Source organism: Fibrobacter sp. (assembly GCA_017503015.1).
GTDB lineage: Bacteria > Fibrobacterota > Fibrobacteria > Fibrobacterales > Fibrobacteraceae > Fibrobacter.
Window position 1 is genome coordinate 1 of sequence record JAFVTX010000040.1, and the last position, 13705, is coordinate 13705.

General features: G+C 55.4%; 12 protein-coding genes. 9 read left to right on the top strand and 3 right to left on the bottom strand.

Annotation, left to right across the window (positions count from 1 at the left end; translation table 11 throughout):
- The 6 genes from IKB43_07290 to IKB43_07315 form a co-directional block, all read left to right on the top strand.
- Positions 1-354 (top strand): DUF3450 family protein (locus tag IKB43_07290; GenBank protein ID MBR2469939.1); only part of this gene is annotated, 354 nt, incomplete at its 5' end.
- Positions 354-1973, top strand: coding sequence for a MotA/TolQ/ExbB proton channel family protein (locus tag IKB43_07295; GenBank protein ID MBR2469940.1), 1620 nt, complete (start codon positions 354-356; stop codon positions 1971-1973). The genes IKB43_07290 and IKB43_07295, both read left to right, overlap by 1 nt.
- Positions 1933-2679: a MotA/TolQ/ExbB proton channel family protein gene (locus IKB43_07300; GenBank protein ID MBR2469941.1), complete on the top strand. Its 747-nt coding sequence runs from the start codon at positions 1933-1935 to the stop codon at positions 2677-2679. The genes IKB43_07295 and IKB43_07300 overlap by 41 nt, the downstream gene beginning before the upstream one ends.
- The gene (locus IKB43_07305; GenBank protein MBR2469942.1) at positions 2676-3080 is read left to right on the top strand and encodes a biopolymer transporter ExbD; all 405 of its coding nucleotides are present in this window, start codon (positions 2676-2678) and stop codon (positions 3078-3080) included. The genes IKB43_07300 and IKB43_07305 overlap by 4 nt, the downstream gene beginning before the upstream one ends.
- A gap of 162 nt (positions 3081-3242) precedes the next feature.
- On the top strand, positions 3243-3884 hold the full coding sequence (locus tag IKB43_07310; GenBank protein ID MBR2469943.1) for an energy transducer TonB: 642 nt from the start codon (positions 3243-3245) through the stop codon (positions 3882-3884).
- A gap of 112 nt (positions 3885-3996) precedes the next feature.
- Positions 3997-5031, top strand: coding sequence for a tetratricopeptide repeat protein (locus IKB43_07315; GenBank protein MBR2469944.1), 1035 nt, complete (start codon positions 3997-3999; stop codon positions 5029-5031).
- Here IKB43_07315 and IKB43_07320 read toward each other — a convergent pair.
- Positions 5004-5618, bottom strand: a complete 615-nt coding sequence (locus tag IKB43_07320) for a hypothetical protein (GenBank protein ID MBR2469945.1) — start codon at positions 5616-5618, stop codon at positions 5004-5006. The genes IKB43_07315 and IKB43_07320 overlap by 28 nt on opposite strands.
- 454 nt (positions 5619-6072) lie before the next feature.
- Between IKB43_07320 and IKB43_07325 the strand changes: the two genes are divergently transcribed.
- Together IKB43_07325 and IKB43_07330 are read left to right on the top strand one after the other, a co-directional pair.
- On the top strand, positions 6073-7194 hold the full coding sequence (locus IKB43_07325) for a hypothetical protein (GenBank protein ID MBR2469946.1): 1122 nt from the start codon (positions 6073-6075) through the stop codon (positions 7192-7194).
- A 96-nt stretch (positions 7195-7290) separates the two neighbouring features.
- Complete coding sequence (locus IKB43_07330) at positions 7291-7851, top strand: CMP deaminase (GenBank protein MBR2469947.1); 561 nt, start codon at positions 7291-7293, stop codon at positions 7849-7851.
- Positions 7852-7869: 18 nt separating this feature from the next.
- On the opposite strand, the gene radA is transcribed toward IKB43_07330, so the two are convergent.
- Entirely contained in the window at positions 7870-9264 is a 1395-nt protein-coding gene (gene radA, locus IKB43_07335) for a DNA repair protein RadA (GenBank protein MBR2469948.1), read from the bottom strand.
- A gap of 211 nt (positions 9265-9475) precedes the next feature.
- On the opposite strand from radA, the gene IKB43_07340 reads away from it, so the two are divergent.
- A complete protein-coding gene (locus IKB43_07340; protein ID MBR2469949.1) occupies positions 9476-11146 on the top strand; it encodes a T9SS type A sorting domain-containing protein in 1671 nt (556 codons plus the stop codon).
- Positions 11147-11168: 22 nt separating this feature from the next.
- Here IKB43_07340 and IKB43_07345 read toward each other — a convergent pair.
- Positions 11169-13705, bottom strand: a 2537-nt coding sequence (locus tag IKB43_07345; protein MBR2469950.1) for a PD40 domain-containing protein, incomplete at its 5' end; no start/stop codon positions are given.

The window sequence follows — 13705 nt, forward strand, 5'->3', positions numbered from 1 at the left end:
CACAAGGGCCTCATCGAGGCGGACGACGCCCTGAACCGCACCCTGGAAGTCTTTTATGACCGTATCCGCCTGGGCTACACCACCGAAGTCTACAAGGGATTTTTGCAGGTGGACGCCCGCAGCGTCCCTGGCACCTACCTCCGCTACGGCGCGGTAGAAAGCATCTTTGTGAGCAACGACGGCAACGACGTGCTGTGGCTCTCCCGCGGGGCCGACGGCACCTACCGCTGGAACAACGTCTCCGACAACCTCGCCATGCGAACCGCCCTGAAGGACGTGATGAAGGTGGCCGAAGGCAAGACCGCCCCGAGGCTGGTGACCATTCCCGTGGTCGTTCCGAAGGAGGGGCTGTGATGTTTAGACTAAAGAACGCTCTGTTGCTTCGCAACTTCGCTACAGACGAAAGACGAAAGATTTTTTTTAAAAATGATGTTGGCAAAAGTTTGCTGAATAGGATTTCTCTCGTCTCTCGTCTCTCGTCTCTCGTCTTAATTGTCGCTCTTGTCCTGCTTGCTCCCGCAGCCTTTGCACAGCAGGCTCCTGCAGATATTGACGCCGTCAAGAAGCGTGCCGAACTGAACAGCGCCAAGGCCGACCTGGAAGAAGCCCGCAAAAAGCGGGACATGGCCGTTGCCGCCCGCTGGAAAGACCGGGAGACCGCCAACCAGGAGCGGGAACTTTTCAATGAGAAGTACAACGAAAGCAAGGAGAAGGTGGACGCCCTCATGTCGGAGCGGGCCCGTCTCTTCGAAGACGTGCGCGTGGCTAGGGAAGACCTGGCGCAGGTTAAGCTGCAGGCCGAAAAGGCCCGTGCGGAATTTTTGTCTCTTGCGGCGGGCCCGGAGCGTCTGGAGCCCCTCGCCAAGTTTCAGGAACAGGGAATCCCCTTCAAGATTTCTGAACGGGTAGAAGTCCAGAACAAGGTCAAGAAGGAAATGGGCCTGTACAAGGACGACCCGGTCCGTATCGCCAAGGGGCTGTTTGACGCCGCCCGTGCGGAGATGGACTTTACCCGCGAAATCCAGATGGAGCAGGGGGAATTGGTATTCGGGCGGTCTGTGGCCCAGGGCATGCGCCTCCGCATGGGCGGCCTCTACGCCATGGAACTTGCGGATGCCGCCGACGGCCTCACCGGAATCAAGCCTTCGGCCCTGATGCTCCCCGTGGCCGGCGAAAAGAAACGCAGTTTCAGCTGGCAAGAAAACCTGACGCCAGAGACACGGAAAGAGATTGAAACCGCCTTCGCCCATGCCAAGGATTCCGCCTTTGTCAATGTGCCGGTGGACGTGCTCTTGAGTACGGAACTTTCCTCCGAGCTGGCAAACCACCAGGAGACCACCTGGAAAGACGACCTGATGGAATTTTTCAGGAACGGCGGCATTTTGATGTACCCTATCGTGACGCTGTTCGGGCTTGGCCTGCTGGTGGCGCTGTGGCGGTTCCTGTGGCTGTTGATCGCTGGCTTTGGCGGCCTATCTACGGGTCGCACCCTCAAGGCGCTCCGGAAGGGCGACCTGGAGACCGCCCGCGCCCAGGTGAAACGGGCCCACGGCAAGGTGGGGCGCGTGCTGAAGACGGTGCTTTTGAAGGACTATTCCGGCCGTGAGGCCGGAGAGAAGGCTCTGGAAGAGTTGTTCGCCCGGGAAGTCCCGAAAATCGAGAGCGGCCTCACCTGGATTTCCGTGTTTGCTGCAACCGCCCCGCTGCTTGGCCTCTTGGGTACGGTGATGGGCATGATCGAACTCTTCGACGTGATTACCATGCACGGCACTTCTGACCCGAAACTCCTGGCGGGGGGCATTTCTATCGCCCTCGTGACTACGGAAGCGGGCCTGATTGTGGCTATCCCGCTGCAGCTGATCCATACCTTCCTTACCAACAGGGCAGATTCTTTGCGGAGCCGCATGGAAAGCGCTGGCCTTGCGGTGCTGAATGCGCTGTGGGTCAAGGAAAAGTCCCAGGAAAACGCCTAAGGAACTGTCGGGAGTTTCTGTGGAAACCGTAAGCGAAATATCCGTCATCGAGGCGGCCTTCGGAATCCTCTTTCGGGGAGGGTGGGTGCTTGCGCCCATCTTTGCGCTGGGGTGGTTCGGATGGTTTTTGATGATCGAGCGCTACGGCTACTACTTTATGCTCAAGGGCGGCAGCGTGAACGGCGTGCTGGGCGGATTCTGGAAGAACCTGGAAAAGAAGGGGGAGGACGAAGCCTTCAAGAAACTTTCCCGCCGCCCCTACGGTTATTTTTACGCCCTGGCATGCGACGTGCGGAAGTATCGTGACCATGGCCCCGTGGCGGTGCGCAACGCCATGGAAGAGACCCGCCACCGCATATCCGTGAACCTTTCCAAGTCCCTGAGGACCATTTCTACCTGTGCGGCCATCGCCCCCATGCTTGGCCTGTTGGGAACGGTGTCCGGCATGGTGCATACCTTCGAGACAATCCAGCTTTTTGGCTTCGGAAACCCGGTGCTCTTGGCCGACGGCATTTCAGAAGCACTGCTTACCACCCAGGCGGGGCTTCTGGTGGCGTTCCCCCTGATGCTTGCCTACAACTACTTGGCGGGCCGTGTAGAGAATGTAGAAAAGCAGGCCTGGAGCGAAGCGCTGAAGTTTGAGTCCTATGTTTTTAAAGAGGTGACGCCGGTCGCGGACCGTGTTGCCGTTGCGGAGGAAAAATGAGTTTTATCCGTAAAAGATCGCAGGAAGGCGGAAAGATAGACGTGTCCCCCATGCTGGACATGGTGTTCATCCTGCTCATCTTCTTTATCGTGACGTCGACGTTCACCCGTGAGACCGGCGTGGACGTGACCAAGCCCAAGGCAAGTTCTGCGAAGGATTTGGCCAAGGAAAGTATTTTGATCGGCGTGACCCGCCAGGGCACCATCCACATCAACGAGACCCAGGTGAACCTTTCCACCCTCAATACGGTGCTTCGCCAGATGATGGCCGAATCCCCGGATCGGCCGGTGATTATCGTGAGCGACCGGGACGCCCCCAACGGCGTGGTGGTGGACATTCTGGACGAATGCAACCTGGCCAAGGTCCGCAAGGTTTCCATTTCGGCGAATAAGGAGGAATAAGAGGTTACTAGCACGCTCGTTTCACTCGCTTTGAGTAATGAGGTCGCCTTGCAAGCAAGGCTCTGAGCAAAAGAATGGCGCCAAGGGCGCAATACTAGAAACTTAGGGAACCAAATTTTATCTCATACCTCAAAGCGCAGCGACCCCATACCTCACACCCCTATGCTCGACTTCTTGGCAAAATATCTCCGGTTCCCGGTAGCGTTCGTGCTCTCCTTCGTGGTGAGTGCGGTGTTCTTCCTTGCGGTGCCGGTGCTGAACGCCCTCTTTTTTGACAAGGGCGCCAAGGCGGAAAAGCAGCTGGAAACCGTCACCGAGGTAGAAGTCCTGGTGAGCGAGAAAAAGCCGGAGGTAAAACAGAAGGTCATCCGCACCATCGTGAACCCCAATCCCTTCAAGATATCCTCCAACATGGGAGTCTCCCGCAGCCAGAATTTCCAGATGGACTTGTCCTTGGCCCGCGGTGCTGCAGGGGACGGCGTGGCCGTTGGCACGGGCTCCATGGAAAACGTGGTTTACGAGGCAGGCGAGGTGGACGAACAGGCACAGCCCCTGAAAGAGGTGCAGCCCGCCTTCCCCGAAAAGGCGAAGAAGCTTGGCCTCTCGGGCTACGTGAAGGTCTATATCGTCATCGACGTCTACGGGGACGTGGCCCAGGCAAGCATCATGAGCCAGGACCCGGCAGGCTACGGATTCGATACCGAAGCCCTGAAGGCCGTGCGTCAATGGAAATTCTCTCCCGCTAAACTTGGCGGTTACCCTGTGGCGCAAAAGGCCACGAAGGAGTTCCGCTTTGTCAAATGATTTTAATTACAAATTGAGAGAGGTTCTGTCTCGGGTGAAAACATCACGCGGGCGGGGCCCCAGCTCGGAGTTGCGAAGGCCGCACGGGCCCCTCCCTGCACCCTCCCCATCCTTGGCCGACGCTGCAACAGGTCAAAAAAGTTTATTGAGCAGTAGAAATGCTTTTGTTCGGGTTGTTTACAGCATAGTTGCATGTCTTGTAATGTTTCTAGCAACACCGCTTTTTGCGGCCGAGGATTATTTTTTCAAGGCCAACGAACTCTACGACCAGGGAAAATTCAAGGAGGCGGTGCCGCTGTACCGTGCCGCCATTGACGAGGGCCGTTACGAGCCTTTTGCCTGGTTCAATTTAGGGAACGCCATGGTCCAGCTGGACCGCAAGCAGGTGGCCCTGGTGGCCTACAAGCGCACCGTGGAACTGTTGCCCACCTTCGAGAAGGCCTGGATGCTCATGGGGGACCTCTATTACCTGAGTGGAGACGTGGGGGAGGCCATCGCGTCTTATAACCGGGCCATTGAACTTGGGGTGGAATCGGACCACGTGCACTTTGCCCTGGCGGAATGCTACCTGAAGGGGCGCGACTGGACTTTGGCCCAGAAAAACTTCGAGCGGGCGCTGGCCCTGAACCCCGACCGCATGGACGCCTGGTACGGCCTTGCCGAAGTTTACGAGAAACTGGGCGACTACGAATACGCCATCAAGACGCTGCAGAACGCCCTTCAGATGACCGCCACCGCTGGGGCCGATGTCCACTTTACGCTGGCCTATTACTACCGCAGCATGGATTCCACCAGGCTTTCCCTGAACGAGATGGAAAACGGCCTGCTGATGGACCCGGAAAACGTTTCTGCCAGGCGCTACCTGGCCCAGATGTATGTGCAGAACAATTCGCCCTGGATGGCCATTTTCACCCTGGAAGAGGGACTCCGCCACAAGAAGGGCAAGGGCGATTTGAACCTGGATTTGGGACAGATTTATTTTAACCAGAAACGCTACGACGAAGCCTTCGAATGCTACATGAAGGCCTGGCTTGCCGGAAATTCCCAGGGCCGTATCGGCGCCGAGAACGTGGGCCACGTGTATTCCAACGCCGGCGATATCGAAAAGGCCGAAAGCCTTTACAAGCGCATCCGGGAAAAGAAGTAGAAAATCTTCTTGATTTTTCCCCAAAAAGATTGTATATTATGGACAAAGCCTGTTCGGGACACGCCGGTGGCATGCCGGGTCGTGAGTCCGATACAGGTTTTTTCTTTTCTGTCCAATACCTTCATGTAATTGGCGGGGTCCACGGGGAAAGCGTGGGTTTCAGTTTTTGAGTATCTGATAGATATTACATCGGTGCGTATTAGTTTGTTGCTGCCTCCATACCCAATAGTTCTGTGACACTTGACGATTTCTTCCAGCGGTAACCCATTGCTGTTGAAATCAAGCAAGCCTGTTCCCCTGATGTTTTTTATTTCCTTGAATATGTCGAAATCGGAGTCAAAAAAGGCACTCCCTGCATAACCAAGTCGTTTTGATTTGGTATCGGCCTGTTTGTATTCGTATGTTCCTACAATGTGTCTATTTTGTTTTTCTCTGTTTATTTTGTCATATTCCTTATTCAACAGGAACGCCGGGATAAGTACGTCTAGTTCGTACTCGCTGTAAACGCCTCGCTGTCTGGCGAGGTGCAGCTTTTCTTCTGCTGTCTGTGTTTTCCTAGACTGGGAGTCCAGGTACCCCTTGTTCATAAGCCAAGTTATTTTATGTGGATATGAAAAAGGGCTTAGGTTCCTAAACCGAAAAGTCCCTGCTTTATGCTAGGACAGGAGGTAATATACAAATTTGCGTTGTCGGGGCGTTAGGGATGGTCTCTTTTGTAAACTTCTGCTAGTGTGACGAAAATCGCAATGTGATTTTCGTTACTTTGATTTTTGGTCCTTTGTATATAACTTTGTGGTACAAAGGAACCCTAGCCATGAAGGATAAGATAATGAAAGACCTCGCCACCAATCGTTTCATGACGAATTTTATGCTCGCCTTTTCCGGCGTCGTTTTGGCTCTCGTTTCTTATATGGTATAGTTCCCGGCTTTTGAAGGGATTGCGGTTTAAACCCGCCCCTTGCGTATTTAGGGTGAAACCCTCTCGCGATAACCTTGCGGGAGGGCCTTTTTTATGGTAAAACCTTTGCTACATTTGTCCCCATGGCAAAGAAGAAAAAAGTTTTTAAGTCGGCTGCCCTTTCCCAGGCGAACCGCAGCAGGGAACAGCGCCTGCGTGAAAATCTGATTCAGGTGGTGAACGGCCAGAGCCGTTTGCTGAACCGCCCCGAAGACTTGTACGAAATGTTGGCGGACGGTCTCGACGACATAGAGACCTTCAAGGACCCTCGGGAACAGCTGGAACTTTTGGCCTGGACCCTGCGGGCGGACTTTATCGCCTTCAAGGCGGACACCGACGAGGAGAAGGAAGGCTGGGATGCCCTCTTCTACGATGCGGGAACCTTCTTTGTGGAACTGGCCTCCCAGTATACCGACAAGAATTACGTGGCGGACCTGGTCCATGACCTTGCGCTAAGGCATGTGGGGGGCGAGGGCCGTTCCGTGGTGTTCCTGAGCGTGGAGGAGTTCTTGCCCAAGGAACGGGCCCAGGCCCTACTGGCGGAACTTCTGGATGCCGTGACGGAAGTGGAACAGGGAAATCGCGAAGACATTCTGGATGCCATCTGCGACATGGCGGATTCCATCAAGGATGCGGCCACATTCGCTAAGGCGGCCCTTTTGAAGGACCCCGACAAGAGCAATGCCACGCTAATCGATATCGCCAACGCCCAGTTCATGGCGGGGAATCTGGAACTGGCCAAGCAGTGGCTTGGCGACGTGCGGAATCCCGGCGCCGAAGACGAGGAGGCCTATCTGGATTTGCAGGCGGCCATCGCCGATAGGGAAGGCCGCAAGTCCGACTGTATCAAGATGGCTCACGCCCTGTACGAGAAGTTCCCGAAGGTGGTGAACTTAGGGAGACTCTGCGCGTTCGTGTCGGCACAGGAGGCAACCAGCCTTTTGCAGGAATATGCCCGCTTCCGCAGCGGGAACGGCCTGGAGATGGACTTTATGCAGCTCTTGGTGAGCCTGAAGGCCTACACCGTGCTGGAAGAATACCTGGACATGTTCGAGAAGGAACTTACCGTGCAGGACGCCCAGGACCTGAACGAAATTTCCGACGCCCTGGAAAAAGACGGCCAGAAGGCCCTGGCGCAAAGGATTCGCGACTGGACGGTAGAAGAACCCGAAGAGGCCGAAGGGTTTGATAACGCCGAGAAGTAGGCAAACTGAGACGAATGTGGAATGTGTGATTAGTAATGAGTTAATCCCTATCCCCTAGATCCTAAATCCTAATCTCTATTAACTATATTCCCTACCATGAATAATTCCTCTACACGCAGCAAGCTTCGCGACGAAGTATATACCCAGATGATGTGCGCCCAGGCGCGCCTTTCCAAGGATCAGAACACCCAGATGGGGGCGGTTCTCGTTTCTGCCGAGGGGCGCGTTATCAGTACCGGCTACAACGGGGCCCCGGCGGGCTTTGACGACGAGACGGTGCCCTCCACCCGCGAAAAGCAGAAACTGGCCTACGACATCCTAGATGCGGATTCCGGAGAACTGCTGAGCCATCACGAGTTCGAGGCCAACAAGTACCCCTTCATGGTTCATGCCGAAATCAACGCCCTGCATTACGCCCGCGGGAAAGTTCCCCCTGGCTCGAAATTGTACGTGATAGGCTTCCCCTGCGAGCGCTGCGCCCTGGACGTGAGCCTTTCGGGTGTGGCCGAAGTGTTCGTGACCAAGGACGATTACGACCCGAAGTCTACGCTGAACAACAGCCGCGACACCGCCTACTACATGTTCGCCCAGGCTGGTATCGTGGTGACCCTCTGCGGCAAGCGCCTGCGTCCTGTGGTTTCTAAGCCGAAGGAATAGACATGCGTAACGGTGCCGTTACTGTCGGTCCATGACCCACTTGACGGCGTCGGCGATGGTGCTGACTTTCACGATTTCAACTCCCTGAATGCTTTCGGGGAGTTTTCCGTTTTCGGGAATCAGGGCCTGGTTCATCCCCAGTCGTTTGGCCTCTTTCAGCCGCTGCTCCAGAAGGTGGACGCTGCTGATTTCGCCGGAAAGCCCTAGTTCTCCCATGGCGATGGTCTGCCTCGGCACGGGAATTCCCAGATGGTTACTCACGATGGCGAGGGCGAGGGCCAAGTCCGAAGAAGTGTCGTTTACCTTCATGCCGCCCGCGATGCTGGCAAACACGTCGGATGCCCCGATGGAAATGCCGCCGAATTTCTCTAGCAGGGCGAGGATGATGGTGAGCCGTTTGGGATCGATGCCCGCCGCCACCCGCTGGGGCACGGCGAAGTTGGTCTGGCTCACAAGCGCCTGGGTCTCGAAAAGCATGGCCCGGGTGCCTTCCATAGTGCAGCACACCACGTTTCCGGGAGTGGGGGGAGTCCCCTGCTGCAGGAACACGAGGCTTGGGTTCAGCACGGGAGTAAGTCCGTGCCCCGTCATTTCCAAGACTCCGATTTCGTCGGTAGCGCCAAAACGGTTCTTGATGGAGCGGATAATGCGGTACTGGTGATTCCGGTCGCCCTCGAAGTAGATGACGGTATCTACCATGTGTTCCAAAATGCGGGGCCCCGCGATCTGGCCGTCCTTGGTGACATGCCCGATGAGCACGGTAATGCAGCCCGTGTTCTTGGCGAAGACCATCAGGTCCAGGGTACATTCCCGAAGCTGGGACATGGAGCCCGGCGTGCCGGAAAGGTCCTGCTTGTAGACAGTCTGGATGGAGTCGATGACCAGAATCTGGGGCTTTACTTTTTGCGCCTCGTCCAGGATTTTTTCTAGGCTGGTCTCGCACAGCAGAAGCATGTCGCTACCGGCCACGTTCAGCCGTTCGCTCCGGAGTTTCACCTGGACGGCGCTCTCTTCGCCGCTCACATACAGGCTCTTGACTCCGGCGGCGTTCATCACCGCCAGGGTGGAAAGCACCAGCGTGGACTTTCCGATGCCCGGGTCGCCGCCGATAAGCACCAGGGAGCCGGGCGCAAAGCCGCCCCCCAGGACCCGGTCCAGCTCGCTGTTGGCGGTACTGAGCCGCCGGGTGTCTTCGGCGGCCACGTCTTTCAGGGCCACCACCTGGTGTACGGGCCCACCTAGCCCCCGGCCGGAACGGACGCCCTCCGGCGTGATTTCGACGGAATGTTCTTTTAGGGTGCTCCAGGCTCCGCAAAAGGGGCACTTGCCCGCCCACTTGGGGGTGGTGTTTCCGCATTCGGTGCAAAGGTACACCTGCTCTTTTTTAGACTTGTTTTTGACTACTGCTACCATGTGCACTAATATAACTAAAATGCCGTGTCAAAACATGACATTTTGAAAAATGGTGTACAAAAATGCAGTAATTCTAGCCTTCCGGAGGGAAAAATGCCTTGTTTTTAATAAAAACAACTGAAATTGGGTGTTTTTGAAAAAAAAAAGCTGTGTTGATTTTGCAAAGGATTTATTTTTATGCGGGATAGATGGTGGGTAAAAGGAGATATCTATGGTGATTCGTAATTTTTTTTCTCTTGCTGTCCTAGCCGCCGTGTGCGCCCAGGGAGCCTCCATAACGGTACAAAAGGATAATCCTGAACAGCAGGTGGTGGGTTTTGGTGCGGGTGCTGTTTATTACCAAGGGTGGGTTACCGCTCTTGGGGAATCCACCCGTGAGGCCTTTTACGATACCGCCTTTACAGGCTTGAATCTTACTCTTTTGCGTATGGGAAACTGGGCGCAGGATTTATCCGAAGGCGTCAGCAAGGATGACGTGGCTATCGTCAAGGCCGCCAAGGACCGTCAGGGAGATAAACTGAAAATCGAGATGTCCAGCTGGTCTGCCCCCGCAAACCTGAAGCCCAGCAATAGTTTGGAGGGAAGCGCTGCTGCTGGAGATAAGTCAAAGGCAACGCTTAAACCTTCGAATACGGACCCTTATGGCAAATATGTCTATAGTGATTTTGCTAGTTGGTGGAAACAGAGTTACCTGGCTTATCGTGTCGCAGGCATCCCTATTGACTACATCAGTTTGCAGAACGAACCGGACATGTTTGCCGATTACCACGAAACTTTGTTCGACCCTACAGAATCGGGTTCGGTGGCGGGTTACGCCCAGGCATTGAATGCGGTTTACGATTCCTTGAAGTCCATAGAGAATCCGCCCAAGATTTTGGGACCTGAACCCCTTGGCATCGGTTACAGCAATTTCCAGAAATACATGAATGCCCTGGATGGCAATAAACTGGATGGTTACGCTTATCACCTATACCATGCTGGGAATGGCCATGACAATTCCCTGGAAAACTACAACAATCCGGAGAACTTCCGTAGTCCTATGGATGGCATTATGACCAAGTATCTATCTTCCACCAAGCCAATCATCATGACAGAATTCTGCAGCATGGAAGAAAACGGCAAGGAAGAATATATGACGGGTCTTGCCCACATTATCCAGGTGGGATTTACTTCGGGCGGGATTGCCGGATATATTGCCTGGGAACTGTTCTGGGGCGAAGGCAAGGGACAGTTGATTGGTGTCTGCACCAAGGGCTGGGGAAGTTGCTCTGAAGACCAGATTGTCATTAGCCCCGAATACCATGCCTTGCGCCATTATTCAAAATTCGTGAATCCGGGCTGGTATGTGGTTCCGGCAATAGTTTCCGATGCTGCCGACCTTTATGCCGTTGCTTTTAGGGATGCATACGGCCGGGATTCTGTGACGGTGGTGGTCGTTAACGAAGGTTCCTCGGCCGTGAGCCTGGATGCCCCTGTAATCCAGTATGACCAGGTCCTTGTGATGGGCCATGCGGAGGAAAAATGGGAACTCGTTACGGCGGTTCAATCCGTAGAGAACGGTGAAAAGAGCAAGGTTATCGATATCGCTGATTCCTATAGTATTCCGGGAAACTCAATCACGACCTTTGTCTACAAGAACATGAACAGTTCTGCCATTCGGTTGGCTTCTGATACTCGCAGTTTGGGCGTTTCAATCGTGGGCCGTGTTGTGACTACGTCCGGCGTGAAGTCTCTGCAGGTTTTCGACATGCAGGGCCGCCCAGTTTATAAGGTGCAGAATGTGACGGGAAATGTCTCGCTTGCAAACTTGCCTGCAGGCCCCTATATTTTGCGAGTCAAAGACGGCAATTCCTGGAAGGTGCAGCGAATCCAGTTGCGGTAACTTGCAAAAGAATATCTACGACTTACTGCCAACTGTTCAGGAATCCCATGCCCAGGTTGAAGCGGATGCGGGTGGGTGCGAACCTTTTGGGAATCAGGGGCAGGTCGATGGGGCTCAGCTTGTAGCCAACACCGTCTTCTTCGCCGATACGGTCCAGGGCCCGGGCGAATATAAGGGACATGTCCACCGGTATGCTTTCGAAAAGTTTGTTGGACCATCGGATGCCAAAGCCTGCGGAGCGGTCCCAGAACCCGTGCTTGGTGAATTTGTCGGAGTTGTTCCACTTGCCGTTCCATGCCGCTCCGGCCTGGGCGAACACGTCAAGGTACAAATCCCTTGTGCTGAAAATCCACAGGCGCTTGCGCCAGTCGTCATAGACGGGGAACAGGTAGTGGATTTCGGCTATGGCGGTCTTGGTGCCTGAGCGGGTGTAGCTTTCGTTGCTACGCACGTAGGGGTAGCCTTCCAGGAATACGGCGTTGTAGTAATAGGAATCCAGGGTGTCTTCCTTGGCGTCGGTACTCCAGTTGAAAATTCCGCCCAACTTGCCCCCTGCGGCAAGCCTTGCGCCCGTTAGGGGACTCTGGACAGACCCGTAAAGGTTCAGGTCCACCTGGTGGATGTTAAAATTCCTGTAACGGGGCTTGATGGAGCCGCTTTCGGTGACGTAGAAACTTTCGGCAAAGGTGCCCGGCCTGTACAGGTCGCTGTTGGAATACTGGTAAGTGACGACGGCGCCATTCCCCTGACCGCTGATTCCGGAGCCGTCTTCGCCTTCGTGGTCGCCGTACAGTCCGAAGGTGGCGAGGGTGCTTATCCGCTTGTGGTAAGTCCAGGAGAAATCGTCTTCGTACAGGTTGAAATCCGCCCAGTCGTAGCCCAGGGCCACCTGCAAGGTGTCGATGGACTTGAACAGACTGTAGCCCGCCATGCCCGCCACGGCCTGCTGGGAAATGGCGTAGTGGTTGAACCCGAGGGAGTCTCCGCCGTGGGCGCGCACGTCTTCGTAGCGGACGGTATCCCTGCTGGTGTAGTTGGCGTAGCTGTAGTTGATTCCAAGGTCAAGAGGTGTGCTCCTGTTGAGCCAGCTTACAAAGAATTCCTTTTCTTGCTCGGGATTCAGGCCGTCGGCATTGATGTAGTCGATGCCCTTGCCCAACTCTAGCAGTAGCCCCAGCTGCACGACGTTTTTCTTGAGAGGATCGCTAAGGAGCGCCAAGAGCCCGAGCTTTGCCTTGCGTTGGCCTTCGCCGAATACGGTCAGGTCCGGGGCGTTCTCGTTGAAACTCAGGAGGGGCACGAACAGCGGTATAAAGGGGATGGGATGGTAGTTCTGTTCGCCGCCGGCCAATTCCCGCGACTCCAGAGGGGTGAACTTCTTTTCGGGCCTCAGGGGGCTTCCGCGCAGCACGATGGGGGCGGGCGCTTTTTGCGCGGAGTCGGCGGCTTGTGCGCCGGTCGGCGACTGTGCAATTTGAGCGCCGGTCAGGGATTGTGCCGCCACCTTGACCTTCAGGGTGTCCCGCATTTCAATCTGGAAGGTGCTGTCCCGTTCGGCAAGGACCGCTTCTGGCGTGCACAGGCTATCTTCGGGCGGGCATACGCGCCAGAGGGTGTCCGGCACGGTGACGGTAGAGTTCCGATAGGTCACGACGATACTGTCAACGGTCACGCTATCCGGACCTGCATCGCGGTAGGGCAGCTTATAAAGGGAAAAACCGTCCTGGTCGTATTGCGTAAAGTACAGCGTGTCGTGCCCGAGGGCCGGGGTGAAGGCTCCGCCCACTACGTTGGTAAGGGGCCGCTCCGTTCCGGTGGCAAGGTCCTTCTCTATCAGGTTGAAAATACCGTTCCGGTTGCTGGCGAATACAATCTTTTCGTTGGAGAGCCAGTTGCCGTCCCGTTCGTCAAAGAGGGTGTCGCTTACGGTCTTGAAATTCTTGCCGTCACTGTCGATGATGGCAAGTCCCCGGTGCACGTCGTCAAAAAATCCGAAGAGAATCCGCTTGCCGTCTGGGCTCACCTTCGGACTGTAGATGTTGAAGTAGCGGAGCTTGCTGTCGGGAACGTAAAGATCTACGGGGTCTTCGGCAGAGAGTTCGCCGAAGTCGGCGTTGAAAGGAACCTTGCTCAACACGAATCGGGTGCTTTCGCCATCGCGGCGGGCAAAGACCAGGAATTTACCGTTGGGGTCGAAAGCGGGGAACACCGCGTTGGCCAGGTGGGTCAAGAAATGTTCGTTCTTGCTGGTGTCACTTAGGGCGATGTCGAAGTGGGCGCGACCGTTCCGGTCCCGGTTCTTGAAAGAGACGTAGGCGAGGATAGGCCCACGCAGGCTGTCTTCGTACACGTCGATTCCCTTGTCGAACCAGGGCTTCTTGGCGCAGAAACCGGACTTGGCGTAGTCCGAAATGTCGATGAGGTTCGTGTCGGCGCTGTCGCTTGCGTCCTTTTCGATGGCGATGTTTCCGATTTCAACTCCCGCGACGGTGTCTCGAGCCTCGAGCCTCGAGCCTGGAGCCTTGCCGTCGTCTCTCGTCTCTCGTCTCTCGTCTCTCG